Genomic DNA, 26,166 nt, shown 5'->3' with positions numbered 1-26,166 from the left:
TGGGAACCTCCCCGTCCGAGGCGACATCGGGACACGGGCATTCCGGGGCCCGGGCGGTGTCGATCTTCCCGAGCAACGACCTGACCGTGCGCGACCGCGGGCAGAAGACGGGCCTGAGGATCGCGCTGCCCGCGGACGGCTGCGCCACGGTGTCGTCGTGCGGCATGATCACGCGGCTCGACGAACTGGACGGCTTCGACCTCGATCCGCGCGTCGCCGTCACCTTCGACCGGCCCGTGGATCCGACGGCGGCGGCCCGCGCGATCACGATCCGCCGCGGCCGCGGCCACGGACCCTCGATCGGCGTCGAGCGCGTGGTCTACGACGCCGCCACGCGCACCGTGTACGCCCACCCCACCCGCCAGCTCGACCCGGGCACGACCTACCGACTGACGGTGCGCGGCGCGGGGAGGAACGCGGAGGAGACCTTCACGACCATGTCGGCGACCGACGGGCTGCTCGACCTCGCTCGTCGGGTCCACCGGACCCGACCTGCCGAGCTGCGGGTGGAGGCCACCGTCGACGCGACCACCGCCACGCTGGAGTACTTGCAGGACACCGGCGCCGCCGCCTTGAACCCGGTCCCGGTTCCGACGACCGGCCTGACCGGTCGCATCGTCATCGGCTCGTTCGAGGCCCCCTCCTGGCTCCGCGAGGACGGCACGATCGCGCAGACGCCGACCCGCGACCGTGGACCCCGCGCCGTGGGTACGGCGCGTTTGCCCTTCGTGCTCACGACTCCCGCGGGCCGGGCGCCGCGCGGCGGCTGGCCGGTCGCAGTGTTCGGACACGGTTTTACCGGCAACCTCAGCAACATGCTGGCGGAGGCTGAGTACAACGCCCGCCGCGGGATCGCGACGATCGCGACCACCGTCCCCGGTCACGGGTTCGGCCCGGGCAGCCAGTGGCTGATCACCGACTCCTCGGGCGTGCGCAAGGTCCCCGCGTACGGCCGCGGGCGTGACGTCGACGGCTTCCCGGGGATCGGATCGACCGACGGCGCGAGCCCGCGGGTGGGCACGGCCGCCGCGACCGTCGGCTTCCGCGACACCCTGCGGCAGGCGTCGCTGGACAACATGAGCCTGCTCCGGGCGGTCGCCGCGGATCGAAGCCTGGGCCTCTCGTCGCGGTCGATCGACTATTACGGCATCAGCTTCGGCGGCATCTACGGCACGATGACCGTTGCGGCGGATCCGTCGTTCGACCAGGCCGTGCTCACCGTGCCGGGCGGACCGATCAGCGAGATCGCGCGACTGTCACCGGACTTCCGACCGCTGGCCGCCCTCAACCTGCAGGCCGAGGGCCTGCTCAACGGTGGCACGGTCGGGTTCACCGAGTCGCTCCCGCTGCCCGGCGAGGACCCCGTGACCGAGCCGGCTGCCGGCGCCCTCGCGATCCAGGCGTTCCTCGCGCACTCGACCTGGCTCCAGCGCGCGGGCAGCCCGGAGACGTTCGCGCCGCTCGTACGGCACCGCGATGCGCTCTACCAGGTCGCCCGCGGCGACCGGACCGTCGCGAACCCGACGTCGTTCACGCTCCTGCGGGCCGGACACCTGGCCGGACGCACCTCGCTCTACCGCAATGACCTCACCGCCGCCTCGGCCGCGAATCCGCACGGCTTCCCGGGCCTCGCCCCGGTCTTCGCCACGGCTCGCGCCCAAGGCCTCGGCCAGACCGCCGAGTTCCTCGCGACCGGCCGCACGATCGACCCCGACGGGCCGGGGTCCGTCTGGGAGACGCCGATCAGGGAGGTGGGCCTGCTGCGGACGCTGGGGTTCTGAGCCAGGTCGCGGTCGGTGTCGGCGCGAGGCCGATGCCCGGCGACGGCAGCGAGCCGCTGCCATGGCCGGGACGGCATGATCGGGCCCGTGCACAACGAGACGGTGGGTATGCCCGAGCCCGGCAAGGTTCGCTACGACTGGACCGGTTTCTCGCGCAAGCAGTGGGGGCCCGTGTCGGTGGTGTCCAGGTACAACACGGTCGAGGCGACGGTCGGTCACGCCACCATCGTGCTGGACCTCACCGATCGTCGACCGCTCGAGGAGCGCCAGCGATCCCCGATCGCCACGCCGTTCCGAGACGGCGTGCCCGTCTGGCTCAATGGCCGTCGCGTCGCCACTGTCCGGCGCGATCCGACGAGCCCGTTCGGTCTGTTCGTGCGCTGGGCTCGCAAGGAGATCGCCGGAGACCCGGGCTTCGTGCTGCCGGGGATGCGGTTGGCGGACCGGTCGTTCCCCGGAATGACGAGCCTGAAATGCGATGCAGGCACCTTGGTGAGGACGAACGTGCTGGCGGCGCCGTGGAACGGCTTCGCCTGGCACTACACGCTTCCGGGCATCTCCTTCGGCGCGCCGTGCGTCGCGGCGGGCGTCCGGCCCGAGCACATCGCCCTCTGGTTCGCGATCCGCGAGACCAATCGCTGAATCAGGAGCCGAGCTGGAGGCCACCAGGCCCGCGCTGTAGAGTCGGTCACTCAAGACCCTCTCACTCTCGCCGGTGAGGGGGTTTTGTTCTTTCCCGTGAACGACTCGGGTCCTGCGCGGGACCGCACGGCCTCGGCGGGCTAAACTGGTGAGGTCAGGGCGACGTCTCCCACGCGCTCCCAGCCGGATGCGCTGGAATGGGGCCTCTGATCCGGTCACACCGGATCCGCGATCACTCAGGTGGGCCGCCCGCTCGGTTGAATCGGCCGCGAAACACGCGAGTGCCGGTCGTGCCCGAGTGCTCGGGGTGTGCTGCCGTCATGGCGGGCCACACGTAAGTCATAGGAGAGAAATTTGGCCAGACGAGGCCGGTCTCAGTCGGGTTCCACCGGAGCTCGGACGCGCAGTCAGCGCAGTGGACGTGCGCCCGAGAGCGGGGGCATCATCCCGGTGCTCGCGCGCGCCGTGCGTGAGGTGGAGGCCGGCGTCCAGCGCGGCCGCGGAAGTGCCTCGATCCGGGCCAAGTTCCAGACCGTGGCCCTGCTGGCACGCGAGGAGCGCACGCGGGTCAGGACGGCGACCGACCTGAGCGAGTCCCAGCGCACCGAGCAGCTCAATCGGCTCGACGGCATCGGCACGATCCTGGCGAAGACCGCGGCGCTCGACACCTCGTTGCTCTCGCTGCTCTCGGAGGATGCCGAGGTGTCCGACGCGGCGAAGGACCTCAAGCGGGACATGCTGCGGGCCGCCGGCGTCGAGCTTCCCGACGAGCCGGAGCCGCCGGTCGAGGAGGCCCCGGCCCCCGCCCCCGTCAGCCGTCAGGTGGTGCCGCAGACTGTCATCTCGCGTCAGCTCGCCAACCCGTTCCTCGCACCCCAGTTCCAGGCCGTCGAGGAGCGCACGCCGCCGCCCCGCCGGCTCGGCAGCTGGGAGCTGATCGGGCCGCTGCTCTCGTCGTTCGAGCGGGCCTCCAGCGGCGCCGTCGCCTGCATGGACCTGCCCGAACCGGCGCCGGTGCCCGTGCCCGACGGGCTCGCGCTCATGCGCCACCAGGCCGAGCTGGTCGCCGCCGCGGCGGAAGGACACCGCACCTTCCTGCTGGCCGACGAGCCCGGACTGGGCAAGACGGCGCAGGCCCTGCTCGCGGCGCAGGCCGCCGATGCCTACCCCCTGCTCGTGGTGGTGCCGAACGTCGTCAAGTCGAACTGGGCGCGCGAGGCGCAGATGTGGACCCCGAAGCACAAGGCCACCGTCATCCAGGGCGACGGCGACACGATCGACGGCTTCGCCGACATCGTGATCGTCAACTACGAGGTGCTCGACCGGCACGTCGGCTGGCTCGGCGACCTCGGCTTCCGCGGCATGGTCCTCGACGAGGCGCACTTCATCAAGAACAAGTCGTCCCAGCGCTCGCAGCACGTGCTGCAGCTGTCGGAGCGCATCCGCACCCGGACCGCCCGCCCCCTCCTGATGGCGCTGACCGGCACCCCGCTGATCAACGACATCGACGACTTCCGCGCCATCTGGCAGTACCTCGGCTGGATCGACGAGAAGAAGCCCCGTCCCGAGCTGCTCCATGCGCTCGAGGACACCGGTCTGACGCCGATCGACCCCGGCTTCTTCTCCTCCGCCCGCCGCCGCGTCATCGACATGGGCATCGTGCGCCGTCGCAAGGTCGACGTCGCTTCCGACATCCCGGCCCGACGTGTCGCCGACCTCCGCGTCGAGCTCGACGACGAGGCCGGACGTTCGATCCGTGCGGCCGAGCGCGAGCTCGTGGGCCGCCTGGTCGCCCGGTACGAGCGAGCGCTCGAGTCCCGCGCGGTCGGATCGACGACCGACGGCATCGACCACGACCTCGTCCGCCGGATCGCCCTGGGGGAGCGGGAGGACTCCTCGAAGACCGAGGAGAACGTCTTCGCCATGATGCGGCGCATCGGCCAGGCGAAGGCGGGCCTCGCGGCCGACTACACGGCCCAGCTGGCGCACAGCGTCGGCAAGGTCGTCTTCTTCGCCAAGCACGTCGACGTCATGGACGTGGCCGAGAAGACCTTCGAGCAGCGCGGCATCCGGTACTCGTCGATCCGCGGCAACCAGACGCCCTCGGCACGCCAGAAGAGCATCGACGCCTTCGTGAACGATCCTGACGTGTCCGTCATCGTCTGCTCCCTGTCGGCCGCCGGCGTGGGCGTCAACCTGCAGGTCGCGTCCGACATGGTGCTCGCTGAGCTGTCCTGGACCGACGCGGAGCAGACCCAGGCGATCGACCGGGTCCACCGCATCGGCCAGGAGGAGCCCGTGACCGCGTGGCGGATCATCGCCTCGCAGACGATCGACACCAAGATCGTCGAGCTCATCGACAGCAAGGCCGGTCTCGCCGCCCGCGCGCTCGACGGCTCCGACGAGGAGGTCGTCGACTCCGCGGACCTGCAGCTCGAGACGCTCGTGGCCCTGCTGACCGACGCGCTGTCCGGCACCCGCTCCTGACGGCAGTCCCCATTCGGCTGAGAGGACGGGCGTTCTCGCGTAGGTTCTCGCTCTGATGGGGCCAATGGAACCCGTGGGAGATGCGGAGTCGCAGTGCAGGGTGACAAGCGGGCCGCGGTCGTCTCGACGGCGGTCTTCGTCGGGACGACTCTGTTCGTGGCCGTGGGCACGGTGATCGGGTTCAAGATCCGTCGAGCAGAGCGTGACGTGGTCATGTTCGATGACCTCATCTTCCTGCCGGTGATCATCTGCTCGGTCGTCGCGGTGGCCTCGATCGCAGGCACCCTGGTGACCGTGTTCGTGGACGACGACCGCGCGACCTCGTCCGGGAACCGCGTCCTGGCCAAGCTGCACGCGGTGCCCATGGGGATCTACGGCGCCTGCACCCTGATGATCGCCGACGGCGATGCCGCGAGCGTGGTCAGCGGGATCACGTTCGCGATCGGGACCACCATCCACCTGAGCTGGCTCCGCCTCGGGCTCGGGCTGCGGCGGCCTTCCGCACCGAAGCGGCGGAGCGCGTGGCGTCTCGTCGCCGAGAGCGCGCTCATGGTGGGAGCGTTCGTCGTCGTCAGCTCGTGGTTGGCGGAAACGCAGGAGCCGGACCCGGTCGCCTCGCCCGTCGTCATCCACACGCGAGTTTCGGCGCAGGCGGACCTTGATGCCGCACCCGGGATCCCGCCCGTGCTGCCGGCCGAGATTCCTCGCGACTACCAGTGGGAGGGATTCGACCGCCACGAGCGCGACGGCTCCGGCGACGTCGTCGTGCGCTCGTCGACCTTCGTGCCGTGGAGCGATCGGGCGCAGCTGCCGACGGTGCGTGTCTGCGCCCGCGAGCCGGGCCAGGCGTCATGCGTGCGCGGACTGCGGCCGGTCGAGCGAACCGCAGGCGGCCTGGACGTGATGATCGCGTTCGTCGGAAGCCACCAGCCCTCGGATGAGGACGTGGAGTTCTGGACGACGGTGCCCTTGGCCGTATCGCTCGATGTCTCCTGGTTGTTCGAAGAATGAGGGCGAGCCACCCTCGCGGATGGCTCGCCCCGTGTGAAGACCAGGAGCACTGGCGTCAGTCGCCCGCCTTGGTGACGCCGAACATCAACACGCGACGGTCGATGTCGTAGAACACCTTGCTGGTGTTCGTGAGGACGTCCTGCAGGTTGTCGGCATCCTCGGCGCTCACCGTGAGGACCTCTTCCCACGCGCCCTCGTCGAGCACGAGCTGGAGGGTCCAGATGCCGTTCTCTCCGCCTTCGCCCGCCGTCCAGCTGAACTGGTAGTGCGTGAGCTGGCGTACGCGCAGGCTGTCGTCGGTCATGCGCACGCCGTCTCGGCCGCCCTGGCTCTTCCTCGTCGCAGCCATGGGATCTCCTCCGGGTCACGTCGCGGCGCCCCGTGCGTCGCGGCTGGGGACTGATCGGTACCCATCCGCGCGCTGCCCTACTCGGTCCGATCCGCGAGACCGTACTCGACCGACCAGCGGTAGGTGCTGCCGTCGCGCTCGATCGTCACCAGCGCGGGACGTCCGCGGTGGGTGCCGGGGTACCGGCCCCCGTCGTGGTCGGGGTGGTCGTCGCCGAACAGCTCGATCCGCTCCTTCGCCAGCCCCTCCTCCAGCTGGTCGACCTGGGCGGGCTCGACGAGGTCCTTGTCGATGAGGCTGCCCAGGAGGAGGAACGAGAACAGGGCGAAGGCGAGGACGTACCGCCCGGACCGTTCGCCGGCACGGAGGTCCCTGACGCCGCACCAGATCAGCCACAGGACGAACGCGGCGGTCACGACCACGCCGAGACCCGCGGCCACGAGGTCGGAGGTCTGCGAGGGGAAGGGTGCCTCGATGACACCGCTGTCGCGGGCGCTCGTCATGAAGACGAGTCTGCCGTGGTGCGGGGCCGCGGCGAGGTCCGGGTACGCCACGGGCGAGTCACCCGTGAGGTGACTCGCCCGTGGAACAGGGGTGCGTGGATCAGATCCGGCGCACCTTGTAGCCGCTGGTCCAGATCTTGACCTTCTCGACCGACTTGCCCGGGCGCGGCGAGTGCCAGATCTTGCCGCCACCGGCGTAGATGCCGATGTGGTAGACGCCGGAGCCGTTGTAGAAGCCGATCAGGTCGCCCTTGCGCTTCTTGCTCTTGGCGATCTTCTTGCCCTTGCTCATCTGGGCGCCGGCGATGCGGGGCATGTTCTTCTTCACGGACTTCTTCGCGACGTACTTGACGTAGCCGGAGCAGTCGAAGCCGGACGGGCTGGTGCCGCCCCAGCGGTACGGCGTGCCGCGGTACTTCGAGGCGACGCGCATGATCTTCTTGCCGCGCTTGATGGCGCGCTTCTTCTTGATCGCCTTCTTCTTGGCGACGATGGCGCGCTTCTTCTTGATCGCGGCCTTCTTCTTGATGATGCGCTGCTTGCGCAGCTGGGCGGCGGTCGGCGCCGCGTTGGTGGTGGCGACGCTGGTGGTGGCCACACCGGTGGTGACGGTGCTGGGCGCCGCTTGGGCGGGAGCAGCGAGGGACAGGACGGACGCTGCCACGGAGGCAGCAAGCATGGTTGCGACGTGTCGCATGGGGATCTCCTTCGACGCCTACGAGGAGAGACCTGTCGGACTGGCAATGAAGGTATGCCCCACGCGTGGTGGTGAGCCCCAAGTCGCGATGACGCGACGCAATGCTGGTTTCCCCGGCCCGTCGATGAAGTGCTTCGAGTGTCCCGTGAGCCTCGACGGGTTCAGCGTGCTCACGGACCGGCCCGCGGGTGGGCCGTCAAAAAACGTACGTGGCGCAGCCGAAAGACCACGAAACGGACGTCTTTCGCCGCTCGGCGTGTCGACCCCGACCCGTACTGCGATTCGAAGGAAAAGCGCGGGTCGTTACACGGAAGCCGGGTGAGGTATCTCACGGAGTTGAGGCCCTCGGACGGGTCGTTTCGGGTCGAGGAGGTCGAGAAATCCCACGGTGGGTGGGCAGGGGAGGTACCGCTCGATGATCCGCATCGGGGTGTCGAGGTGACGGTCGTCGAGGTGGTCGTGGGACTTCATGTTGTGGTGTTTGCGGCACAGGCACCGCAGGTTGGAGGCGGTGGTCTCGCCGCCTGTGTCGTAGGGCTTGGCGTGGTCGAGGTCGGTGTCGTGGACGGGGGCTCGGCAGCCGGCGACGCGGCAGGTGCCGTCTCGCCATCGGAGCGCCTTCCTCAACGCTTCGGTGGGCCGGTAGTTCAGGACGGTGGTGTCGAGGATGTCGCCGCGGGGGTCGAGGACGAGTCTGCGGAAGAGGGTGTGTTCGGAGCCGGCGAGCTCGCGGACCCAGGCGGAGGTGACGGGTTCGCCGTCGCGGGTGATGCCGGGGCCGTTCGTGAGGCCGATGAGGTCGGTGGCGGCGATGCTGATCGCGATCTCGGCCCGGATGTCGGTCTCGGTGCCGGTGCAGGAGGTGAGCCAGTGCCCGAGCAGGTCGGCCTGCTTCTGTTCGCGGGTGCGGGTGTCGGTCTCGCCGGTCTCGGGGTCGACCGAGGGGAGGGCCTTGGCGGCCTTGCGGAGCCGCTCGGCCACGGCGATCGCGACCCCGGTGGGGAGCAGGGCGTTGAGCCAGGAGGTGCCGTCGTCGTTGTGGGTGACGTTCACGCGTCGGTCGGCGAGGGCGCGGGCGGTCTCGGCGTCGGCGCCTTCGGGCTCGAGCCGGGCCCGCAGTCGCCGCAGCCAGGCCCGCAGCTCGGCGATGGTGTGGGTCGCGGCGTACTCCGGCGCGGAGTGCTCGAGCTTCTGCCAGGAGTCGCGGGTCTGGAGTCGGGCGGCGCTGTCGGCGATCGCGGTGACCCGGACCGCGTCGAGGTCGCCGGCGCGGAACGCCTCCCACACCGCCGGCGTCCGTTCCCGCACGATCTGGGCCTCACGGACCATCGACCAGACCTGGTGCTCGGTGACCCGCAGGGCCTGCGCCAGCTCCAGCGTCACCTCACGCCGGGCGAGCTCCTTGGACAGCACGATGTCATCGGTGCGGTCGATCTCGGCCACCCGGCGGACGTGCTGGGACACCACGAAGTCCCACTCCTCGAACTCGGCCATCGCCCGGGCGCGACGCACCGCGTCGCCCGTGACCGCCGCCTGACTCCAACCCATGCACCCAACCCAGTGGGCGCCACCGACAGAAACGTCAGCCCAGCCAGTCGCCGGCGTCAGATGTCGTCCGGCCACGGCTCGGCCGTGACGGAGGGCCACCGCTCGCGGTACTGCGCGACCTTAGCCTCGTAGACCTCGCGCGGCGCCAGCCTTGGATTCGGGCGCATGACACGGTCGAAGACGTCCTGGAGCCCGTATGGTGCGTGGACGCTGATTCTCCCGTCGGGCGCCGTCGTCATGCCGACGCAGCAGGTGGTGCTGGCGAAGGCGTCGATCGCATCGGTGGCACTGGTGAACGGATCGGCCGGAACGCCGAATCTCTCCTCGTACCAGAGGTGCACCCGGGCCTCGTTGCGGATCTCGACGTGCGCGTCCACGTCGGAGAAGAGGTCCGCCACGGCCCGGATGACCTCGTCCTCGGCGTCCCACCCGAGGTCGGCCGCATCGAAGTAGAAGACGTCGTAGTCCTTGATCCCGAATCCGGCGGGCCTGCCCTCCTGCGCGTTCCAGATGTTCTGGAAGACGGCACCGGCGGTGAGCCACCACTCCGCGAGCCCGAGGCGCGGCATCCGCTCCAGCACGGTCCGACAGACCGGGTCGGCCAGGACCGCATGCACGGCGCGTGTCTCATCGGGGCGGAGCCCTGGCGGCACGGACATGCGACCCCCTCGCGATCTCGGCGTCGAGCCTAGCCGCCCGAGGTGCGCGTTCGGCTCACCGTGCGAGGGTGGCGACATGCGTGCCATCGGAGCGAACCAGTACGGCGGACCCGACGTCCTCGAGGTCGTGGAGCTGCCCGATCCGGTGCCCGGACCGGGTGAGGTCCTGGTGCGGGTGCACGCGGCGGCGGTCAACCCGACCGACACCTACGTCCGCAACGGCGACCGCGCGCGAGCCCAGGCGAAGCAGTCGCAGCCGCCGTACGTCCCGGGCATGGACGTCGCGGGCGTGCTCGAGGCCATCGGACCGGACGTCCGCACCGATCTGGCCGTCGGCGATCGCGTGATGGGCGTCGTCATCCCGCACGGTCGCCACGGCGCGTACTCCGAGCTGGTCGCTCTGCCGGTGGGGTCCGTCGCGGCGGCACCCGCCGGCACCAGCCATGCCGAGGCGTCGACCCTGCCGATGAACGGGCTCACCGCGCGCCTCGCGCTGGACCTCGTGGGTCTCGAGCCCGGCCAGGTGCTGGGCGTGACCGGTGCCGCCGGCGCGCTCGGTGGCTACGTGATCGAGCTGGCCAAGGCCGACGGGCTGGTCGTCGTGGCCGACGCGTCCGAGGCGGACGAGCCCTTGGTGCGCAAGCTCGGCGCCGACATCGTCGTCCCTCGCGGGGACGGAGTCGCCGAGCTGATGCTCCAGGAGGTCCCGGACGGCGTTCACGCGATGGTCGACGGCTCCGTCCAGGACGCCGCGCTCTTCCCCGCGATCCGGGACGGGGGAGCCTTCGCTGCCGTGCGTTGCTTCCGCGGTGAGCCGCCGCGCGGGATCCGGAACGAGCAGGTCTGGATCACGGCGTACGCGCAGGAACAGGAGAGGCTCGACACGCTCCGCCGGCAGGCCGAGACCGGGGTGCTCACCCTGCGGGTGGCGGACAGGCTGCCCGCCGCGCAAGCGGCCGAGGCGCACCGGCGGCTCGAGGCCGGCGGCGTCAGGGGCCGCCTGGTCCTGGAGTTCTGAGCCGGAGGCCGTCACCGGGCGGCGGTGCGCAGCGGCAGTCGGTGCAGCTCCACGTCGCGGAGCGTGCCCGCATCCGCCACGGCCGTCATGTAGGTGCAGGAGGGCTGGCGGCGCCGGTCGGTGGGGGAGCCGGGGTTGAGCAGGCGCAGGCCGGTGCCCGTCGTCGTGTCCCAGGGGATGTGGCTGTGCCCGAAGACGAGGACGTCGAGGTCGGGGTACAGGGCGCCACACCGCTCCTCGCGTCCCTTCGACGCGCCGGTCTCGTGGACGACGCCGAAGCGGATCCCGTCGATCTCGGCGCGCGCCACCTCGGGGAGCCGTTCGCGCAGCTCACCGTGGTCGTTGTTGCCGTAGACGGCGACCAGCCGTCGGGACCGGGCCTCGAGGTCGTCCAGCAACGGGACGTCGACCCAGTCGCCCGCGTGGATCACCACGTCGGCGGCGTCGACCGCGTCCCACACCTGGGCGGGCAGCTCCTTCGCCCGCTTGGGCAGGTGGGTGTCGGCGATGAGCAGCAGCCGGGTCGACATGGGACCAGTCAACCGTCCCGCTCAGCGGTCCGCGAGCGCCACCTCGATCTGGCGGGTCGTCGACGCGTCGTAGCCGACCAGCAGGACGTGCTCGACCGCAGTGGACGAGGAGTCCACCGCCTCGAGGGCGGCCGCGATCGAGTCCTCCTTCGACCAGCCGTAGATGCCGGCGCCGACCAGCGGGAAGGCGACGTCCCGGGCACCGATCTCGGCGGCCACCTCGAGCGACCGGCGGTAGCACGAGACGAGCAGGGCCCGGTCGGTCTGGCCGGCGTGCCGGTTCGGGCCCACCGTGTGGATGATCCAGCGTGCCGGGAGGTCGCCCGCGGTGGTCCAGCCCGCGTCACCCGTGGCGAGCCCGTCGGGGAAGCGCGCGACGCAGTCGGCCAGGACGGCGGGCCCGCCCGCCCGGTGGATGGCCCCGTCTACGCCGCCCCCACCGCGCATGGCGCTGTTGGCGGCATTGACGATCGCGTCCACGTCGAGCGTCGTAATGTCGGCGTGGATCGCGGTCACGCGGGTCATGCCGGTGATCCTAGGCGCTACTCCGGCCGCTCGACCCAGGCCTCGGCACCGGGCTCGGCAGCGGCGATCTCCACGGGGCCGAAGTCGCTCAGCTCAAACGTGATCGGCTGCTTCGGGTCCACGCTGTCGGGCAGGATGAAGGTCGAGGTCGTGGGGACGTAGTCCATCGTGGCGGCACGGCCTTCGACGGCGCTGACCTGCACCGTCACGGTCTGGCCCTCCGCGCGGACCTGGCGGACGACCGCCGGGTTCGAGCTGCTGCCGTAGGTCACGACGTGAATCTGCCCGTCCGTGCCGACGACGACACCGGCGGGACTGTCGAGGGTCTTCTCGACTCCCTCGGGCAGGCCCCGGGACGGCTCGAAAGTGGCCTCCGACATCGGACCCGCACTGGCGCCGCCGTTGTCGTCAGGGTCGCCGCAGGCGGTGAGCGCGAGCGCCAGGATCGGCAGCACGGCCAGACGGATCAGCGTGCGCATGGCGCTCCTTCGGTCAGACAGGGAGCAATCGTGTCACGAAGTGCGTCAGCTGATCGACATTCGCGCACTCGTACATCGGCACGACCTCGGCGTAGCCGAGCGCCTCGGAGTCGCCCAGTCCCCAGCGGGTGTGGTGCTCGGGGTTGAGCCAGTAGGTGCGGCGCGAGCGCATGGCGATCTCGTGGAGCGCGTCGTAGCGGGGGTTCTGGTTGTTGTTGCGGGCGTCGCCGAGGATCAGCACCGCCGTCCGCGGGCCGACCGAGTCGAGGAAGAACTCGCGGAAGTCCAGCAGCGCCTCGCCGTAGTCGCTGCTGGTGTGCCACTTCGTGATCCGGGCCTCCTCGCGGATGCGCGTCTCGATGTCGCCGCCGCCGGACACGGCACCGTCCTTCACGATCTCGGTGACCTCGGCCATCGCGTTGACGAAGGCGAAGACCCGCACCTTGCTGAACTGGGCACTGAGCGCCTGGGTGAGGAGCATCGTGAAGTTCGAGAACCCGGCCACGGAGCCCGAGACGTCGCACAGCAGGACGAGCTCGGGTCGGCTCGGACGCGGCTTCTCGAACACGGGCCGCATCGGCACGCCACCGGTGCCCATCGCCTTGCGCAGGGTACGGCGCATGTCGATCTTGCCGCGGCGACGACGGCGCCTGCGCGCGGAGAGCCGCGTGGCCAGGACACGTGCCAGCGGCTTCACCGAACGCCGCAGCTCCTCGAGTTGCTGACGGTTGGCGCTGAGGAAGTCGACGTGCTCGCGCGAGGACCGCACGGCATGCCGTGCCACGAGCTCGCGGCCGCGCAGCTCGGCGGAGCGCCGACGCGCCTCGGCCTGGACCATCTCGCGGAACGCCTCGATGCCCTGACGGACCTCGTCGCGGGCCAGCCGGTCGGTGAACTGCGTGCCGAGCCCCTGACCGCCCTGGCCGGATCCGCCGCCGGGCCGCATCGCCATGGCGGCGGCGATCAGCGTCTGGGGCTGGAGGCGGTCGATCGTCTGGTAGGCCGACCAGCCGGCGGTCTCGGTGTCGGGACGTCCGACCTCACCGAGGACGTCGACGGCGATCTCGGCGATCTGGGCTAAGGTGCGCGGGTCGCGGTCGAGGAGCGCCGCGAGCAGCAGCTCGCGGATCTGCTGGACGTCCATGTCCTCGTCCACGTCGCGAGCGGCCTCGGGACGACCGACGCCGACGGGGAAGAACAGGTCGAAGGTCTGGTCGAAGACGTCCCGCTGGCCGCCACGCCGGACCAGCGCTGCCGCGAGGCCCTCGCGAAGCAGGTCGCGGTCTTCGAGGCCGAGGACCCGCATCACGTCCGCGGCGTCGATCGTCTCGCTGGGGCCGGCGTTGACCCCCTTCGTGCGCAGCGCCTCGACGAACTCGACCAGCCGGGTCGCGACCTGGGTGCTCATGACAGGACGGCGTCCAGGTCCAGCTTCGTGCGGGCCTTGTCGATGTCGTCGTTGTGCTTGAGCACGACGCCCAGGCTCCCGGAGACGACCTCGGAGGTCAGGGTGTCGGCACCCAGCGCCACCAGGGTGCGGGCCCAGTCGAGCGTCTCGGACACCGACGGCGCCTTGCGCAGCGGCATGGCGCGCAGGGCGTTGACGACGCGGACGACCGAGTCGGCCAGGGCGTCGTCGAGGTCGGGGACCTTCATGGCGACGATGTCGCGCTCGAGCTCGGCGGCGGGGAACTCGATGTGCAGGAAGAGGCAGCGGCGCCGCAGCGCCTCCGAGAGCTCGCGGGTGGCGTTCGACGTGAGCACCACGAACGGGCGCTGGGTGGCCGTGACCGTGCCCAGCTCGGGGATCGTGATCTGGAAGTCGCCGAGCACCTCGAGCAGCAGGCCCTCGATCTCGACGTCGGCCTTGTCGGTCTCGTCGATGAGCAGGACGGTCGGGCCGTCGTTGCGGATCGCCGACAGCAGGGGGCGGGGGAGCAGGAACTCCTCGGAGAAGATGTCGGACTTCGCCTCGCTCCAGCCCTCGTCGTGGCCGGCCGAGATGCGCAGCAGCTGCTTGGCGTGGTTCCACTCGTAGATGGCGCGCGACTCGTCGACGCCCTCGTAGCACTGGAGGCGGACCAGCTCGGCACCACAGGACTGCGCGATGGCGCGCGAGAGCTCGGTCTTGCCGACGCCGGCGGGGCCCTCGACGAGCAGCGGCTTGCCCAGCTCGCTGGCCAGGTAGACGGTGGTCGCGACGGCGTCCGAGGCGAGGTAGCCGGCCGTGGCGAGCTTGGCCTTGACGTCCTCGACCGAGGTGAACGGCATGGTGCCCTTGTTGAACATGGATTCAACTCTACGCTGTGGAGATGGCCAGAACGCGCGTGAGGTACACATCACACCACTCGGCACCCGACGCGTTCGCCCGCGTCACCGACTGGAAGCGGCACCGGGTGCCGCTCACGGAGGTGACCGTGACGCCGGTCGGTTTCACGGCGCGCACGGCGGTCGGACCGCTGGGATTCGACGACCCGATGGAGATCACGCGCTGGGATCCGCCGCACCGGGTCGAGCTGCACAAGCGCGGCCGGGTCGTGCGGGGGAGTGCCACCATCACGGTCGCGCCCGAGGGCGGCGGCAGCGTCGTCACGTGGGACGAGGACGTGTCCGTCGTCGGCGTCCCTGCGCTGTTCGACCCGGTGGTCGGGCGGCTGCTGGGGCTGATGGTCTCGAGGGTGCTGCGCGCTCTGCTGGCGTGACTAGGGTGGGGCCATGTCCGCCGCCGAGACCGAGGTCGTCGACCTCTGCCGTGACCTGATCCGGATCGACACCTCCAACTTCGGCGACTCGTCCGGTCCGGGCGAGCGCGCCGCCGCCGAGTACGTGGCCGCCCAGCTGGCCGAGGTGGGGGTCGAGTCGACCATCCTCGAGTCCGAGCGCGGCCGCGCCAGCGTCGTGGCTCGCTGGGGCAACCAGGACTCGACGCGTCCCGGTCTCGTGGTGCACGGCCACCTCGACGTCGTCCCGGCGCAGGCCGCCGACTGGTCGGTCGACCCGTTCGCCGCCGAGATCGTCGACGACTACGTCGTGGGCCGCGGCGCCGTCGACATGAAGGACTTCGACGCGATCATGCTCGCCGTGGTGCGCGAGCGCCAGCGGTCCGGCCGGATCCCCGACCGCCCCATCCTGCTGGTCTTCACCGCCGACGAGGAGGCCGGCGGACAGCTCGGCGCCCACTGGCTGGTCGAGCACCACCCCGAGTGGTTCGAGGGGTGCACCGAGGCGATCGGCGAGGTCGGCGGCTTCTCCACCCAGGTCGCGGGACAGCGGCTCTACCTGATCGAGTCCGGGGAGAAGGGCATCGCCTGGCTCCGGCTCAAGGCCGCCGGCACGGCAGGGCACGGCTCGATGCGCAACCCCGACAACGCGGTCACCCACCTGGCGCGCGCGCTGGTGAACCTCGGCGAGCACGAGTGGGCGGCCGAGCCGGGTCCGTCGATGCAGCTCCTGCTGGCCAAGGTGCGCGAGCTGACCGGCACCGACGGCACGCCCGACGAGCTCTTCGAGCACTTCGGCCCGGCGGCCCGCATGATCGGCTCCGGCCTGCGCAACTCGACCAACGCCACGATGATCCAGGGCGGCTACAAGCACAACGTCGTCCCCGGCGAGGCGGTCGCTTACGTCGACGGGCGGCCGCTGCCCGGGCACCACGACGGCTTCGTCGAGCGCGTCCAGCAGATCGCGGGCGACACGGTCACGGTCGAGCCGTATCACCTCGACATCCCGCTGGAGTACGCGTTCGAGGGCGACCTCGTCGACGCCATGACGGTCTCGCTGCTCAAGCACGATCCCGAGGCCCACGTCGCGCCGTTCCTCATGTCCGCGGGCACCGACGCCAAGGCGTGGCACAAGCTCGGGATGACCTCCTACGGGTTCGTCCCGCTGCGCCTGCCGGCCGACCTGGACTTCACGGCGCTGTTCCACGGCGTCGACGAGCGGGTGCCGATCGACGCCCTCCGGTTCGGCACGCGCGTGTTCGACGAGTTCCTCGACTTGGCCTGAGCGCGCATACCCCGGCGAAGTTCGGGTACCCCCAGAGCACAGACCGTCATCCGGACGGTTGCGATGAGATGGGGGAGACCACCATGGTCGGAAAGCTGAAGTTCCTCGTAGGAGTCGGCGCCGGATACGTCCTCGGGACCCGTTCGGGCCGCGAGCGCTATGACCAGATCGTCGACAAGGCCCAGAGCCTCTGGAAGGATCCTCGCGTCCAGGACGCGGCCCAGAAGGCCCAGCACGTCGCCCAGGAGAAGGTGCCGGGAGCCGGCGGCTCCAGCAGCTCGGGCAGCTCGAGCTCGGGAGGTTCGGGCAGCAGCTCGTCGGGCTTCGGGAGCAGCGGATCGAGCAGCACCGGCTCGACCGGTTCGCGCACCGGATCGACCGACACGAGCCCGGGCTCCACGGGTTCGAGCACCGGTTCCACCGGGTCCAGCAGCACCGGATCGACGGGTTCGAGCACCGGTTCGACGGGTTCGGGCACCGGCTCGACCGGCTCGGGCAGCGGAGCCACCGGGAGATGAGCCAGTTCGAAGCCGGCCGTGAGTCCTCGGCCTCCACGGGCGAGCTGATCTCGAAGCTCACGAACGAGCTGAAGACGCTCGTCCGCGACGAGATGCGCCTGGCCCAGGCGGAGGTGTCCGGGAAGGCCAAGAAGGCAGGCGTCGGCGCCGGGTTCATCGGCGTCGGCGGCCTGCTGGCCCTCTACGGCCTCGGCGTGATCATCACGGCCATCATCTTGGCCCTCGCCCTGGTGATGGACGCCTGGCTGGCCGCGCTGATCGTCGGCGTGGTGATCCTCGTGATCGCCGGCGTCGCCGCGCTGCTCGGCAAGAACCGCGTCCAGGACGCCGGCCCCCCGGTGCCCAAGGGCACCGTCGAGAGCGTCAAGGCCGACGTCGACGCCGTCCGCCATGCCCGAGACCACTGACCTAGGAGTGTCATGAGTGACGAGAACATCCACGCCCTGCGCGACGAGGTCGAGCGGACCCGGGAGGAGCTCGCCGACACCGTCGACGAGCTCGCCGCGAAGTTCGACGTGAAGAGCCGGGTCAAGGAGTCCGCGAGCGGCTTCAAGGACTCGGCCCGGGAGTCGGTCACGGACCCGGACGGCAAGCCCCGGCCCGAGGTCCTGTCGCTCGCCGGTGGCATCACCGCGCTGTTCCTGGCGTACCTGGTGCTGAAGTCCCTGCGACGGGGGCGCTGATGGCCGAGCCGGGCAAGGATCGCGGGCCGGACACCCCGAAGGACCTCACGAAGCCCTCGTGGTTCTACGTGCTGCGCAAGACGGCACGCGAGTTCTCCGAGGACCAGTGCACGGACCTCGCGGCGGCGCTGACCTACTACTCGATCCTGGCCCTGTTCCCCGCCGCCCTGGCCATGCTGTCCCTCGTGGGCCTCGTCGGCGACAGCGCCAAGACCGTCGACACGCTCCTGCAGATCCTGCGTGACCTCGGTGCGTCGAGTGCCGCGGACACCATCGAGCCGACGCTGAAGGAGCTCAGCCAGAGCCAGAGTTCTGGGTTCGGGCTCATCATCGGTCTCGCGGCGGCCCTCTGGTCGGCCTCGGCCTACGTGAACGCGTTCAGCCGGGGCATGAACCGCATCTACGAGATCGGCGAGGGCAGGCCGATCTGGAAGCTGCGGCCGATCATGCTGCTGCTGACGCTCGTCACGGTCGTCCTGGCCGCGCTCGTGGCCCTGGCCCTCGTGCTCACCGGTCCCGCGGCGCAGGCCGTGGGCGACGCCGTGGGTCTCGGCGACACAGCGGTCACGGTCTGGAACATCGCGAAGTGGCCGGTGATGCTGCTCGTCGTGATCCTGATCGTCGCGCTGCTGTACTACGTGACGCCGAACGTGAAGCAGCCCCGCTTCCGCTGGATCAGCATCGGCGCGGTCGTGGCGATCCTGGCCTGGGTCGTGGCGTCGCTGCTGTTCGGCTTCTACGTGGCGAACTTCTCCAACTACAACAAGACGTACGGCTCCCTCGCGGGCGTCATCGTCTTCCTGTTGTGGCTGTGGATCACCAACCTGGCCCTGCTGTTCGGCGGTGAGCTCGATGCCGAGCTGGAGCGTGGCCGGGAGCTGCAGGCCGGCCTGCCGGCCGAGGAGGAGATCCAGCTGCCTCCGCGCGACTCGTCGAAGATCGACAAGGACCGCAAGAAGGCCGAGAAGGACATCGCCCGCGGACGCGAGCTGCGTCGGTCGCGGGGCAAGCCCGACGAGTGAGTCGGGTTCAGACGGTGGCGCGCATGCGGATGATCTTGCGACGCAGGCGCACCGTGCGCTGACCCGAGGTGTCCTTGCGCAGGCGGTCGAGTTCCCAACCCTGGAACTCGGCCGCCTGGGTCAGCCACTGGCAGACCGCGTTCACCGACTTGGTCCGCGAGATGGAGACGTTCCAGAACTCGTAGTCGATCATCGGGCTCCTTCGGACACATCGCTGAGGGCGGCGTGGATCTCGCTGGGAAGATCGAGTGTCTCCGATCCGAGCGACTCCTGCAATTGAGCGGTGGTGCGGGCCCCGACGATCGCCGACGCGACGCGCGGCTGGTCGCGCAACCACGCCAGGGCGACGTGCGACATCGGCACGCCGAGGCCCTCGGACGCGGCCCCCAGCGCATCGACCACGCGGGTCTTGGCCGGCGTGAGGTGCGGAGCGACGAACGACTCCCAGCGCGCATCGGCGGCGCGCGAGTCGGCCGGCACGCCGAGCCGGTACTTGCCCGTGAGCACGCCGCGGCCGAGCGGCGACCAGGCCAGGATCCCCAGTCCCGCGTGCGCGGCCGCAGGAATGGTCTCGGCCTCCGGCTCGCGTCGCAGCAGCGAGTACTCGATCTGGGTGCTGACGAGCGGGACGCCGTTGCCGACGCGGGCGTAGGCGTGCTGGGCCGCGACGGTCTGCCATCCGGTGAAGTTGCTGATGCCCGCGTACCGGACGCGGCCCGACCGCACCGCCTGGTCGAGCGCGGCCATGGTCTCCTCGACCGGCACCTCGTCGTCCCAACGGTGGATCTGCCACAGGTCGAGGTGGTCGGTGCCGAGATCGGCCAGCGACTGGTCGAGCTGGGCCAGCAGGGAGCGCAGCGAGCCGTCGATCACGGCGTGCCCGTCGCGGCGCACGACGCCGGCCTTGCCCGCGAGCACGATGCGGTCGCGGACGCCGTGCTTGCCCAGCAGCGAGCCGAGGACCTGCTCGCAGACGCCGTCCCCGTAGATCGGCGCGGTGTCGATGAGGGTGCCCCCGGCGTCGAGGAAGACCCGCAGCTGCTCGTCGGCGACGTACTCGTCGACGGCGGCGCCCCAGGACATGGTCCCGAGCGCGAGCCGCGACACCTGGAGTCCCGAACCCCCGAGTCGACGCGCGTGCATGCGACGAGGCTAGTCGGTGGCCCAGAGCTTCGTGTGTAGGCTCGCACGGTGGATCTGCTGCGCTCCGTGATCCTGGGCATCGTCCAGGGACTCACCGAATTCCTGCCCATCTCCAGCAGCGCGCACCTCGCGATCGTGCCCCAGCTGCTCGGCTGGGAGGACCCGGGCGCGGCCTACACCGCCGTGGTCCAGATCGGCACCGAGCTGGCGGTGATCCTCTACTTCTGGCGCGACATCTGGACCATCGGATCGGGCTGGGTGCGCGGCGTCGTCAGCGCCGAGGCCCGGCAGGCTCCCGAGTGGCGGATGGGCTGGTTCATCATCATCGGCTCCCTGCCGATCGTGATCCTGGGCGTGCTGCTGGAGGACCTCATCGACCGGGAGTTCCGCAACCTGTGGTTCATCGGCACGATGCTGATCGTGCTGGGCCTCGTGCTCGGGCTGGCCGAGCGGGTCGGCCGCAAGGTCAAGCCGATCGAGGACCTCGCGATGCGCGACGCGATCCTGCTCGGCCTCGCGCAGGCGTGCGCGCTGGTCCCGGGTGTCTCGCGCTCGGGCGCCACGATCTCGATGGGGCTCCTCCTCGGCTACGACCGCCGGGCCGCCACGCGGTACGCGTTCCTGCTGGCGATCCCGGCCGTCGTCGGCGCCGGCATCTACAAGCTCAAGGACATCCCCGGCGGCGAGAACGCCTACGGCACGATGCCCACGATCGTCGGCACGGTGGTGTCGTTCGTCGTGGGCCTCGCCGTCATCCACTGGCTGCTGCAGTACGTCAGCAAGAACTCCTACACGCCGTTCGTGGTCTACCGCGTCGCCCTCGGCGCCGTGGTGCTCCTGCTGCTGGCTGCCGGCGTGCTGAACGGCGCCGTCGCCGCCTGACCCGCCTCCCTACAGCCAGCCGGAGCGCTTGAAACGCCGGTAGACCGCGAAGCAGACGGCGCCCATGGCGGCGACGCAGGCGGGGTAGCCGTAGGTCCACGAGAGCTCGGGCATGTGCTCGAAGTTCATCCCGTAGACGCCGGCGACGGCGGTGGGGATCGCGAACAGCGTGGCGCCCGCGGTGAGCTTGCGCATGTCCTCGTTCTGCTGGACGCTCAGCTGCGCCAGGTGGGCGTTCAGCGCGTTGCCGAGCAGGCTGTCGATCGAGTCGATGGCGTCCAGCGCGCGGTGCAGGTGGTCGGCGATGTCGCGGAAGTAGGGCCGCAGCTCCTCGGGCTCGGCCACGACCGCGAAGCGGCTGATCGGATCGCGCAACGGCGCGACGGCGTGCCGGAACTCGAGCGTCTCGCGCTTGAGCCGGTAGATGCGGCGCGAGTCCTCGGTGCGGTCGGGGGAGAAGACCGAGTTCTCGACCTCCTCGACGTCGGTGACCAGCTCGGCCGCCACGTCCTCGTAGTGGTCGACGATCGCGTCGACCACCGCGTGCAGCGCCGCGATCGGTCCGCGCTCGAGCCGCTCGGTGGCCTCTTCGGCCCGGTGCCGGGCCTCGCCCAGTGACGGACCCCCGTGGCGCACCGTCAGCAGGTAGTTCGCGCCGAGGCAGAGGTTGACCTCGTTGGTGGTGATGTCGTCGTCGCTGTACGAGACGCTGCGCATCGAGATGAAGACGTGGTCGCTGTACCGCTCGACCTTGGGTCGCTGGTGCGCGCCGAGCGTGTCCTCGACGGCCAGCGGGTGCATCCCCAGCGCGTCCCCGAGTCGCTCCATCTCCTCGTGCGTGGGGTCGACGACGCCGACCCACAGGAAGTCGCCCTGCCCGAGCCGAGCCAGGGTGTCGTCCAGCGTGTGCGGGTCGTTGTCGGTCTCCTCGCGCACGCCGCCGACATAGAGCGCACAGTCCATGATCACCTGCTCATTGTGGACTTCCGCGTCCCGATAGGCTCAACGACATGCAGAGTTGGTCCCGCCCACCGATCCCACGACTCTCGGACTCCGGGCTCGGTGACGGACCACCGGTCCAGGTGCACGACACCGCCGCCGGCCGGGCCGTCCCGGTCGATCCCGAGTCCGCCGCCCGTCTCTACGTCTGTGGCATCACGCCGTACGACGCGACCCACCTCGGGCACGCCAACACGTACCTGGCCTTCGACCTCCTGCAGCGCGCGTGGCTCGATCGCGGCCTCGACGTCCACTACACGCAGAACGTCACCGACGTCGACGACCCGCTGCTCGAGCGGGCCACCGCCACCGGCATGGACTGGGTCGCCCTCGCCGAGCGCGAGACCCAGCTGTTCCGTGAGGACATGACGGCCCTGCGGGTGCTGCCGCCCGAGCACTACGTCGGGGCGGTCGAGTCGATCCCGCTCGTGGTGGACCTGATCAACCGGCTGAAGTTCACGGGCGCCGTCTACCGTGTCGACGACGACCTGTACTTCGACGTCCGCTCGGCTCCGAGCTTCGGCGAGGTCTCCGGCTTCGACACGGCGACGATGCTGCGGGTGTTCGGCGAGCGCGGCGGCGACCCCGAGCGCAGCGGCAAGCGGGATCCGCTGGACTGCCTGTTGTGGCAGGCCGAGCGTCCGGGTGAGCCCGCCTGGGACACCGAGCTGGGACGCGGCCGGCCGGGCTGGCACATCGAGTGCTCGGCGATCGCGCTGCACCACCTCGGCACCGGCTTCGACGTCCAGGGTGGAGGATCGGACCTGGTCTTCCCGCACCACGAGATGTCGGCCGCCGAGGCCGAGGTCGCCACCGGTGAGCCCTTCGCCCGTGCGTACGTGCACGCCGGGATGGTCGGGTACGAGGGCGAGAAGATGAGCAAGTCCAAGGGCAACCTGGTGCTCGTCTCGAAGCTGCGCGCCGAGGGCCACGACCCGATGGCGATCCGCCTCGCCCTGCTCTCGCACCACTACCGCGAGGACTGGGAGTGGTTCGGTGACGAGATCGTGGTCGCCGAGGATCGCCTGGCCCGCTGGCGTGCCGCCGCGGACCGGTCGGCGGGTCCGTCCGGTCGAGAGCTCGTGGACCAGCTCCGTGGGGCGCTCGCGAACGACCTGGACGCGCCCGCCGCGCTCAAGGCCGTGGATGCCTGGACGGCGTCCCGGGGCGACGACACCGAGTCGTCCGCCACCGTGCGCGCCGCCGTCGACGCGTTGCTCGGCATCGAGCTCTGACCCTCGCCGGATCAGGCGCGGCCCGGTACCACCAGCCCGTGCTCGTAGCAGAGCACGACGGCCTGGACCCGGCTCGTGACGCCGAGCTTGGCGAACACGTGGTTGACGTGCGACTTCACGGTCGCGTGGGACACGAACAGCTCGGCGGCGATCTCGTCGTTCGACAGCCCACGGCCCACGAGCTCGAGCACCTCGCGCTCGCGATCGGTCAGGCCGGTGGTGAACGCTGCGGCACGTCCCGGTGACGGTGCTGCCAGGTGCTGCTCGATGAGCCGGCGCGTGAGTGATGGCGCCAGCAGGGCGTCGCCCGAGGCCACGACGTCGATGCCGTCGACCAGACGCGCGACCGGGGTGCTCTTGAGCAGGAAGCCGGCGGCGCCCGACCGCAGGGCGGCGTGCACCAGCTCGTCGAGGTCGTAGGTCGTCAGCACCAGGATGCGCGTCGTCGTGCCCTCGGCGACGAGCAGCCGGGTCGCCTCGATCCCGTCGAGTCCCGGCATCCGGAGGTCCATCAGGCAGACGTCCGGCCGGGCCCGCCGGACGAGGTCGACACCGGCCCGCCCGTCGGCCGCCTCTCCGAGCACCTCGACGCCGTGAGCCTCCAGCATCACCCGCAACCCGGCGCGAATCAGCTCCTGGTCGTCGACCAGCACCACGCTCGTCATGGTGTCTCGCCCACCGGAAGGCGCGCGTCCACGAGGTACCCGCCGGTGTCGGTGGGCCCGGTCGAGAGCGAGCCACCGAACATCGCCACGCGCTCACGCATCCCGACCAGCCCGTGTCCGCCGGACGGCGCGACCCGCGGACCGCCGCCGTCACTCGTGATCGCCACCTCCACCGCGTCGTTCTCGCGCCGGACGTCGATGTGCACGCGGGCACCGGGCGCGTGCTTGAGCGCGTTGGTGAGGCCTTCCTCCACGATCCGGAAGACGGAGAGCTCCAGCGCGGCCGGCAGCCCCGCGGTGCTGCCACGCATCGCGAGGGAGACGTCGAGGCCGGAGCCGCGGAAGTCCTCGACGAGGCGGGCGACGTCGTCGACGGACGGCTGAGGTGTCACCTCGCAGTCCTCCTCCGCGCGCAGGAGTCCGAGCAGCCGGCCGGTCTCGGTGAGCGCGCCGCGACCGGCGCGCTGCACCTCGTCCAGCGCCGCGTCCGCCGCCACGTCGTCGGAGCCGACGAGCTCGCGCGCCGCACCCGCCTGGACGACCATGACGCTGACCGCGTGGGCGATCACGTCGTGCAGCTCGCGCGCGATCCGACGACGCTCGTCGGCGACGGCCCGCTCGGCGACCTGACGCTGCTCCTCGACGAGTCGGCGGCCCTGCTCGGCGAGCTGCTCGCTCTGGCGCGCGTGGGCGAGGACGAGTCGCCCGAAGAACCAGGGGAGGAAGGACAGACCGCCCGCCCACAGCACGTCGCCGAACAGCGGCACCCGCCACGCGCCGAGGAGGTGGAACGCGGTGTTGAGAGCTACCAGGACCAGGGCGCCCCTGGCCGCGACGCGCTCGTGGCGACCGAGTGCGAAGCAGCCGGCGAACACGACGAGCAGGGGAGTGGTGAGCGCGTCGTCGGGCAGGCCGAGATGACTGCTGAGCATGACGACGCCGACCGCCGGTGTGGCGAACACCAGCGGGAGGGGGCGGCGGCCCACGAGGAGCGCGCACGGCAGGAGCACCGCCACGAGACCCGGGAGGCGGGGCAGGTCGTCGACGGTGAAGACCTCGCCGACGCCCACGACCGCCAGCACGGCCGGCAGCAGCCAGTCACCGCGCGTCAGACGGGGGCGTCTCCCCTCCATGCTCGGAGATTACGCCGGTGGGGGACCCGTCGGAATCAACCCGAGGGTGGAGCCGAGACGACCGCGGGGCCGATGCCCCGCAGGGTCGCCCCGCCCTAGCGTCTGAGGCAATCGAACCTGAGGAGCTCACCATGCAGCGACCATCGTTCACCGACACGACCATCCGCCGATGCGGCGTGGCCGCCGTCGTCCTTGCCGTCGCCAGCCTGGTGTTCGCGCCGCTCAACGCCCTGGCCCGGATGCAGACCGCCGACGGGCGTACGGACCTCGACAACCCGCTCGCCTCGTGGTGGGCCCGGCCGGCGCTGGACGCCCTGCAGCCGTGGTTGCTGGACTTCGGCAGCGCGGACACCGTCTACCTGACCTACGGGAAGTTCAACCTGATCGCCCTGCTGGCGGTGAGTGCCTGCCTGCTCGCCACGTGGAGCCGTCGCCCGTCCCGCCTGGGCCGCACGGAGCGGTGGGGTTGGCGGCTGTCGATCCTGAGCTACGCGGTCATGTGTGCGGCGCAGTTCGCGGTGTACTGGCTGGGCGTCGTCGACACCGGCTACCTGGTGATGCTGCTCGGGATGCTGATCGGGATCCCGGCCAGCATCACCCTGGGCATCGGGTTGCTCCGGGCCCGGTTCCAGCCGCGCGCGGCGGCCTGGGTGCTGGCCCTGGACCTGCCGCTGAGCGTCGCCCTCGTCGCCGTGTCGACCCAGGCTCTCGGGATGTGGCCTCGGATGCTCGTGTGGGGCCTGATCGGGTGGTCGCTGTGGCGGGAGACGCGCGACGATGAGCTCGCGTCGGTCCGAGGCGGTCAGGCGATGTCGTCGCCGCGACGGCGCAGGTAGCGCTCGAACTCACGGGCGATCGCGTCGCCGGAGGCCTCGGGGAGGTCGCCGGCGTCGTGCTCGGTCTCGAGGGACTGGACGTACTCCAGCAGGTCCTCGTCCTGTCCGAGCAGGTCGTCGGCGCCGCGCTGCCAGGCCTCCGCCATCTCACGCAGCACACCCTGGGGCAGGCCGACGCCGACGGCGTCCTCGACCGCGCCGAGCAGTCCCAGCGTGGCCTTGTAGCAGGGCGGCTCGGCCACGTAGTGCGGCACCGCCGCCCAGATGCCGGCCGTGGCCAGCCCGGCACGGGCGGCGACGTCGCCCAGGACCGTCGTGATGCCGATCGGGCCGGAGTACCGGGACTGGTCGAGCGACAGCCGCTCCATCAGCACCGGGTCGTTGGTCGAGCCGGTGACCGGGACCGGGCGCGTGTGCGGGGTGTCGGCCAGCAGGGCGCCGAGCGTGATGAGCTCCTGGACGCCCGCACGCTGGGCGAGCTCGACCACCGAGGAGCAGAACGTCTGCCAGCGGTAGTTCGGCTCGACCGCGCGCAGCAGCAGCACGTCGCGGTCCATCCGCGGCGGCCGCGCGAAGTACAGCGTGGGAGTCGGCCACACGATCTCGCGCACGCCGTTCTCCGACGGGGCGATCACCGGGCGCACCGCCTGGAAGTCGTAGAACTCCTCCGGATCGAGCTCGGCGAAGACCTCGGCGTCCCATTCCTCGATGAGGTGGTCGACCGTGCTCGTGGCCGCGTCGGCGGCGTCGTTCCAGCCCTCGAACGCGGCCACCATCCACGGGTTCCTCAGGACGGGGATCTGGGCGTCGGTCACC

General features: G+C 70.8%; 30 protein-coding genes. 13 read left to right on the top strand and 17 right to left on the bottom strand.

Going from position 1 to position 26,166, the window contains the following annotated elements; genetic code table 11:
• The first annotated feature begins 56 nt into the window (after positions 1 to 56).
• The 4 genes from AFL01nite_RS07640 (at position 57) to AFL01nite_RS07625 (ending at position 5,921) form a co-directional block, all read left to right on the top strand.
• The gene (locus AFL01nite_RS07640) at positions 57 to 1,781 is read left to right on the top strand and encodes an Ig-like domain-containing domain (RefSeq protein WP_186813862.1); all 1,725 of its coding nucleotides are present in this window, start codon (positions 57 to 59) and stop codon (positions 1,779 to 1,781) included.
• 108 nt (positions 1,782 to 1,889) lie between these two features.
• Positions 1,890 to 2,423, top strand: coding sequence for a hypothetical protein (locus tag AFL01nite_RS07635; RefSeq protein ID WP_146827049.1), 534 nt, complete (start codon positions 1,890 to 1,892; stop codon positions 2,421 to 2,423).
• Positions 2,424 to 2,873: 450 nt separating this feature from the next.
• Positions 2,874 to 4,910: a DEAD/DEAH box helicase gene (locus tag AFL01nite_RS07630; protein ID WP_307724456.1), complete on the top strand. Its 2,037-nt coding sequence runs from the start codon at positions 2,874 to 2,876 to the stop codon at positions 4,908 to 4,910.
• A 162-nt stretch (positions 4,911 to 5,072) separates the two neighbouring features.
• A complete protein-coding gene (locus AFL01nite_RS07625; RefSeq protein WP_146827044.1) occupies positions 5,073 to 5,921 on the top strand; it encodes a hypothetical protein in 849 nt (282 codons plus the stop codon).
• 55 nt (positions 5,922 to 5,976) lie between these two features.
• Here the strand turns inward: AFL01nite_RS07625 and AFL01nite_RS07620 are convergent, their stop codons facing one another.
• The 5 genes from AFL01nite_RS07620 to AFL01nite_RS07600 form a co-directional block, all read right to left on the bottom strand.
• Positions 5,977 to 6,270 carry a hypothetical protein gene (locus tag AFL01nite_RS07620; RefSeq protein WP_222593436.1) on the bottom strand — a complete coding sequence of 98 codons (294 nt, stop codon included), beginning with the start codon at positions 6,268 to 6,270 and terminating at the stop codon, positions 5,977 to 5,979.
• Positions 6,271 to 6,347: 77 nt separating this feature from the next.
• Entirely contained in the window at positions 6,348 to 6,773 is a 426-nt protein-coding gene (locus AFL01nite_RS07615; protein WP_146827042.1) for a hypothetical protein, read from the bottom strand.
• 100 nt (positions 6,774 to 6,873) lie between these two features.
• Positions 6,874 to 7,470 carry a C40 family peptidase gene (locus AFL01nite_RS15700; protein ID WP_146827040.1) on the bottom strand — a complete coding sequence of 199 codons (597 nt, stop codon included), beginning with the start codon at positions 7,468 to 7,470 and terminating at the stop codon, positions 6,874 to 6,876.
• 303 nt (positions 7,471 to 7,773) lie between these two features.
• Entirely contained in the window at positions 7,774 to 9,018 is a 1,245-nt protein-coding gene (locus tag AFL01nite_RS07605; RefSeq protein ID WP_146827039.1) for an HNH endonuclease signature motif containing protein, read from the bottom strand.
• Positions 9,019 to 9,074: 56 nt separating this feature from the next.
• Entirely contained in the window at positions 9,075 to 9,635 is a 561-nt protein-coding gene (locus AFL01nite_RS07600) for a nucleotidyltransferase family protein (protein WP_222593435.1), read from the bottom strand.
• Positions 9,636 to 9,753: 118 nt separating this feature from the next.
• Between AFL01nite_RS07600 and AFL01nite_RS07595 the strand changes: the two genes are divergently transcribed.
• A complete protein-coding gene (locus AFL01nite_RS07595; protein ID WP_146827035.1) occupies positions 9,754 to 10,695 on the top strand; it encodes an NADP-dependent oxidoreductase in 942 nt (313 codons plus the stop codon).
• Positions 10,696 to 10,706: 11 nt separating this feature from the next.
• Here AFL01nite_RS07595 and AFL01nite_RS07590 read toward each other — a convergent pair whose 3' ends face one another.
• Genes AFL01nite_RS07590 through AFL01nite_RS07570 form a run of 5 tightly spaced genes read right to left on the bottom strand, consistent with a single transcriptional unit; the run spans position 10,707 to position 14,518 of the window.
• A complete protein-coding gene (locus AFL01nite_RS07590) occupies positions 10,707 to 11,225 on the bottom strand; it encodes a metallophosphoesterase family protein (protein ID WP_146827033.1) in 519 nt (172 codons plus the stop codon).
• A 21-nt stretch (positions 11,226 to 11,246) separates the two neighbouring features.
• The gene (locus tag AFL01nite_RS07585; protein WP_146827031.1) at positions 11,247 to 11,750 is read right to left on the bottom strand and encodes a macro domain-containing protein; all 504 of its coding nucleotides are present in this window, start codon (positions 11,748 to 11,750) and stop codon (positions 11,247 to 11,249) included.
• 17 nt (positions 11,751 to 11,767) lie between these two features.
• On the bottom strand, positions 11,768 to 12,229 hold the full coding sequence (locus AFL01nite_RS07580; RefSeq protein WP_146827029.1) for a hypothetical protein: 462 nt from the start codon (positions 12,227 to 12,229) through the stop codon (positions 11,768 to 11,770).
• A gap of 13 nt (positions 12,230 to 12,242) precedes the next feature.
• Entirely contained in the window at positions 12,243 to 13,637 is a 1,395-nt protein-coding gene (locus AFL01nite_RS07575; RefSeq protein ID WP_146827027.1) for a VWA domain-containing protein, read from the bottom strand.
• Entirely contained in the window at positions 13,634 to 14,518 is an 885-nt protein-coding gene (locus tag AFL01nite_RS07570; RefSeq protein ID WP_146827025.1) for an AAA family ATPase, read from the bottom strand. Before AFL01nite_RS07570 ends, AFL01nite_RS07575 begins: the two co-directional genes overlap by 4 nt.
• Positions 14,519 to 14,541: 23 nt before the next feature.
• On the opposite strand from AFL01nite_RS07570, the gene AFL01nite_RS07565 reads away from it, so the two are divergent.
• Positions 14,542 to 14,931 (top strand): SRPBCC family protein, encoded by a 390-nt coding sequence (locus tag AFL01nite_RS07565; protein WP_146827023.1) that lies wholly within the window; start codon positions 14,542 to 14,544, stop codon positions 14,929 to 14,931.
• A gap of 13 nt (positions 14,932 to 14,944) precedes the next feature.
• On the top strand, positions 14,945 to 16,234 hold the full coding sequence (locus tag AFL01nite_RS07560) for a M20/M25/M40 family metallo-hydrolase (protein WP_146827021.1): 1,290 nt from the start codon (positions 14,945 to 14,947) through the stop codon (positions 16,232 to 16,234).
• Positions 16,235 to 16,391: 157 nt separating this feature from the next.
• Here AFL01nite_RS07560 and AFL01nite_RS07555 read toward each other — a convergent pair whose 3' ends face one another.
• Positions 16,392 to 16,742 carry a hypothetical protein gene (locus AFL01nite_RS07555; RefSeq protein WP_146827020.1) on the bottom strand — a complete coding sequence of 117 codons (351 nt, stop codon included), beginning with the start codon at positions 16,740 to 16,742 and terminating at the stop codon, positions 16,392 to 16,394.
• Between the two features lie 6 nt (positions 16,743 to 16,748).
• Here AFL01nite_RS07555 and AFL01nite_RS07550 point away from each other — a divergent pair, with 6 nt between their 5' ends.
• Genes AFL01nite_RS07550 through AFL01nite_RS07540 form a run of 3 tightly spaced genes read left to right on the top strand, consistent with a single transcriptional unit; the run spans position 16,749 to position 18,457 of the window.
• On the top strand, positions 16,749 to 17,159 hold the full coding sequence (locus tag AFL01nite_RS07550; RefSeq protein ID WP_146827018.1) for a phage holin family protein: 411 nt from the start codon (positions 16,749 to 16,751) through the stop codon (positions 17,157 to 17,159).
• 12 nt (positions 17,160 to 17,171) lie between these two features.
• Positions 17,172 to 17,435 carry a DUF3618 domain-containing protein gene (locus AFL01nite_RS07545; protein WP_146827016.1) on the top strand — a complete coding sequence of 88 codons (264 nt, stop codon included), beginning with the start codon at positions 17,172 to 17,174 and terminating at the stop codon, positions 17,433 to 17,435.
• On the top strand, positions 17,435 to 18,457 hold the full coding sequence (locus AFL01nite_RS07540; protein WP_146827014.1) for a YihY/virulence factor BrkB family protein: 1,023 nt from the start codon (positions 17,435 to 17,437) through the stop codon (positions 18,455 to 18,457). The genes AFL01nite_RS07545 and AFL01nite_RS07540 overlap by 1 nt, the downstream gene beginning before the upstream one ends.
• A 7-nt stretch (positions 18,458 to 18,464) precedes the next feature.
• Here the strand turns inward: AFL01nite_RS07540 and AFL01nite_RS07535 are convergent, their stop codons facing one another.
• Together AFL01nite_RS07535 and AFL01nite_RS07530 are read right to left on the bottom strand one after the other, a co-directional pair.
• Positions 18,465 to 18,650: a DUF5703 family protein gene (locus AFL01nite_RS07535; RefSeq protein WP_146827012.1), complete on the bottom strand. Its 186-nt coding sequence runs from the start codon at positions 18,648 to 18,650 to the stop codon at positions 18,465 to 18,467.
• Positions 18,647 to 19,600, bottom strand: coding sequence for an aldo/keto reductase (locus AFL01nite_RS07530; RefSeq protein ID WP_146827010.1), 954 nt, complete (start codon positions 19,598 to 19,600; stop codon positions 18,647 to 18,649). Before AFL01nite_RS07530 ends, AFL01nite_RS07535 begins: the two co-directional genes overlap by 4 nt.
• A gap of 48 nt (positions 19,601 to 19,648) precedes the next feature.
• Here AFL01nite_RS07530 and AFL01nite_RS07525 point away from each other — a divergent pair, with 48 nt between their 5' ends.
• Positions 19,649 to 20,482 (top strand): undecaprenyl-diphosphate phosphatase, encoded by an 834-nt coding sequence (locus tag AFL01nite_RS07525; protein ID WP_146827008.1) that lies wholly within the window; start codon positions 19,649 to 19,651, stop codon positions 20,480 to 20,482.
• 9 nt (positions 20,483 to 20,491) lie between these two features.
• Here the strand turns inward: AFL01nite_RS07525 and corA are convergent, their stop codons facing one another.
• On the bottom strand, positions 20,492 to 21,445 hold the full coding sequence (corA, locus tag AFL01nite_RS07520) for a magnesium/cobalt transporter CorA (protein ID WP_186813864.1): 954 nt from the start codon (positions 21,443 to 21,445) through the stop codon (positions 20,492 to 20,494).
• A gap of 47 nt (positions 21,446 to 21,492) precedes the next feature.
• On the opposite strand from corA, the gene mshC reads away from it, so the two are divergent.
• Positions 21,493 to 22,716: a cysteine--1-D-myo-inosityl 2-amino-2-deoxy-alpha-D-glucopyranoside ligase gene (mshC, locus tag AFL01nite_RS07515; protein ID WP_146827004.1), complete on the top strand. Its 1,224-nt coding sequence runs from the start codon at positions 21,493 to 21,495 to the stop codon at positions 22,714 to 22,716.
• Positions 22,717 to 22,727: 11 nt separating this feature from the next.
• On the opposite strand, the gene AFL01nite_RS07510 is transcribed toward mshC, so the two are convergent.
• Together AFL01nite_RS07510 and AFL01nite_RS07505 are read right to left on the bottom strand one after the other, a co-directional pair.
• Complete coding sequence (locus AFL01nite_RS07510; RefSeq protein WP_146827002.1) at positions 22,728 to 23,381, bottom strand: response regulator; 654 nt, start codon at positions 23,379 to 23,381, stop codon at positions 22,728 to 22,730.
• Positions 23,378 to 24,514 carry a sensor histidine kinase gene (locus AFL01nite_RS07505; RefSeq protein WP_186813861.1) on the bottom strand — a complete coding sequence of 379 codons (1,137 nt, stop codon included), beginning with the start codon at positions 24,512 to 24,514 and terminating at the stop codon, positions 23,378 to 23,380. The genes AFL01nite_RS07510 and AFL01nite_RS07505 overlap by 4 nt, the downstream gene beginning before the upstream one ends.
• 131 nt (positions 24,515 to 24,645) lie before the next feature.
• Here AFL01nite_RS07505 and AFL01nite_RS07500 point away from each other — a divergent pair, with 131 nt between their 5' ends.
• Positions 24,646 to 25,350: a hypothetical protein gene (locus tag AFL01nite_RS07500; RefSeq protein ID WP_146826998.1), complete on the top strand. Its 705-nt coding sequence runs from the start codon at positions 24,646 to 24,648 to the stop codon at positions 25,348 to 25,350.
• Here the strand turns inward: AFL01nite_RS07500 and AFL01nite_RS07495 are convergent.
• The gene (locus AFL01nite_RS07495; RefSeq protein WP_246119635.1) at positions 25,317 to 26,165 is read right to left on the bottom strand and encodes a PAC2 family protein; all 849 of its coding nucleotides are present in this window, start codon (positions 26,163 to 26,165) and stop codon (positions 25,317 to 25,319) included. The two genes, AFL01nite_RS07500 and AFL01nite_RS07495, sit on opposite strands and share 34 nt — an antisense overlap.
• Position 26,166: the final 1 nt, after the last annotated feature.

The organism is Aeromicrobium flavum (genome assembly GCF_007992115.1).
Lineage (GTDB): Bacteria > Actinomycetota > Actinomycetes > Propionibacteriales > Nocardioidaceae > Aeromicrobium > Aeromicrobium flavum.
Note: the sequence above shows the minus strand (reverse complement) of the source record. Positions and strands in the feature narration are given on the sequence as shown.

Coding starts and splice junctions, on each gene's coding strand:
- AFL01nite_RS07635 (WP_146827049.1), top strand. CDS start 1,890: ATGCCCGAGCCCGGCAAGGTTCGCTACGACTGGACCGGTTTCTCGCGC.
- AFL01nite_RS07620 (WP_222593436.1), bottom strand. CDS start 6,270: ATGGCTGCGACGAGGAAGAGCCAGGGCGGCCGAGACGGCGTGCGCATG.
- AFL01nite_RS07615 (WP_146827042.1), bottom strand. CDS start 6,773: ATGACGAGCGCCCGCGACAGCGGTGTCATCGAGGCACCCTTCCCCTCG.
- AFL01nite_RS15700 (WP_146827040.1), bottom strand. CDS start 7,470: ATGCGACACGTCGCAACCATGCTTGCTGCCTCCGTGGCAGCGTCCGTC.
- AFL01nite_RS07605 (WP_146827039.1), bottom strand. CDS start 9,018: ATGGGTTGGAGTCAGGCGGCGGTCACGGGCGACGCGGTGCGTCGCGCC.
- AFL01nite_RS07595 (WP_146827035.1), top strand. CDS start 9,754: ATGCGTGCCATCGGAGCGAACCAGTACGGCGGACCCGACGTCCTCGAG.
- AFL01nite_RS07590 (WP_146827033.1), bottom strand. CDS start 11,225: ATGTCGACCCGGCTGCTGCTCATCGCCGACACCCACCTGCCCAAGCGG.
- AFL01nite_RS07585 (WP_146827031.1), bottom strand. CDS start 11,750: ATGACCCGCGTGACCGCGATCCACGCCGACATTACGACGCTCGACGTG.
- AFL01nite_RS07580 (WP_146827029.1), bottom strand. CDS start 12,229: ATGCGCACGCTGATCCGTCTGGCCGTGCTGCCGATCCTGGCGCTCGCG.
- AFL01nite_RS07575 (WP_146827027.1), bottom strand. CDS start 13,637: ATGAGCACCCAGGTCGCGACCCGGCTGGTCGAGTTCGTCGAGGCGCTG.
- AFL01nite_RS07570 (WP_146827025.1), bottom strand. CDS start 14,518: ATGTTCAACAAGGGCACCATGCCGTTCACCTCGGTCGAGGACGTCAAG.
- AFL01nite_RS07565 (WP_146827023.1), top strand. CDS start 14,542: ATGGCCAGAACGCGCGTGAGGTACACATCACACCACTCGGCACCCGAC.
- AFL01nite_RS07560 (WP_146827021.1), top strand. CDS start 14,945: ATGTCCGCCGCCGAGACCGAGGTCGTCGACCTCTGCCGTGACCTGATC.
- AFL01nite_RS07550 (WP_146827018.1), top strand. CDS start 16,749: ATGAGCCAGTTCGAAGCCGGCCGTGAGTCCTCGGCCTCCACGGGCGAG.
- AFL01nite_RS07545 (WP_146827016.1), top strand. CDS start 17,172: ATGAGTGACGAGAACATCCACGCCCTGCGCGACGAGGTCGAGCGGACC.
- AFL01nite_RS07540 (WP_146827014.1), top strand. CDS start 17,435: ATGGCCGAGCCGGGCAAGGATCGCGGGCCGGACACCCCGAAGGACCTC.
- AFL01nite_RS07535 (WP_146827012.1), bottom strand. CDS start 18,650: ATGATCGACTACGAGTTCTGGAACGTCTCCATCTCGCGGACCAAGTCG.
- AFL01nite_RS07530 (WP_146827010.1), bottom strand. CDS start 19,600: ATGCACGCGCGTCGACTCGGGGGTTCGGGACTCCAGGTGTCGCGGCTC.
- corA (WP_186813864.1), bottom strand. CDS start 21,445: ATGGACTGTGCGCTCTATGTCGGCGGCGTGCGCGAGGAGACCGACAAC.
- mshC (WP_146827004.1), top strand. CDS start 21,493: ATGCAGAGTTGGTCCCGCCCACCGATCCCACGACTCTCGGACTCCGGG.
- AFL01nite_RS07510 (WP_146827002.1), bottom strand. CDS start 23,381: ATGACGAGCGTGGTGCTGGTCGACGACCAGGAGCTGATTCGCGCCGGG.
- AFL01nite_RS07505 (WP_186813861.1), bottom strand. CDS start 24,514: ATGGAGGGGAGACGCCCCCGTCTGACGCGCGGTGACTGGCTGCTGCCG.
- AFL01nite_RS07500 (WP_146826998.1), top strand. CDS start 24,646: ATGCAGCGACCATCGTTCACCGACACGACCATCCGCCGATGCGGCGTG.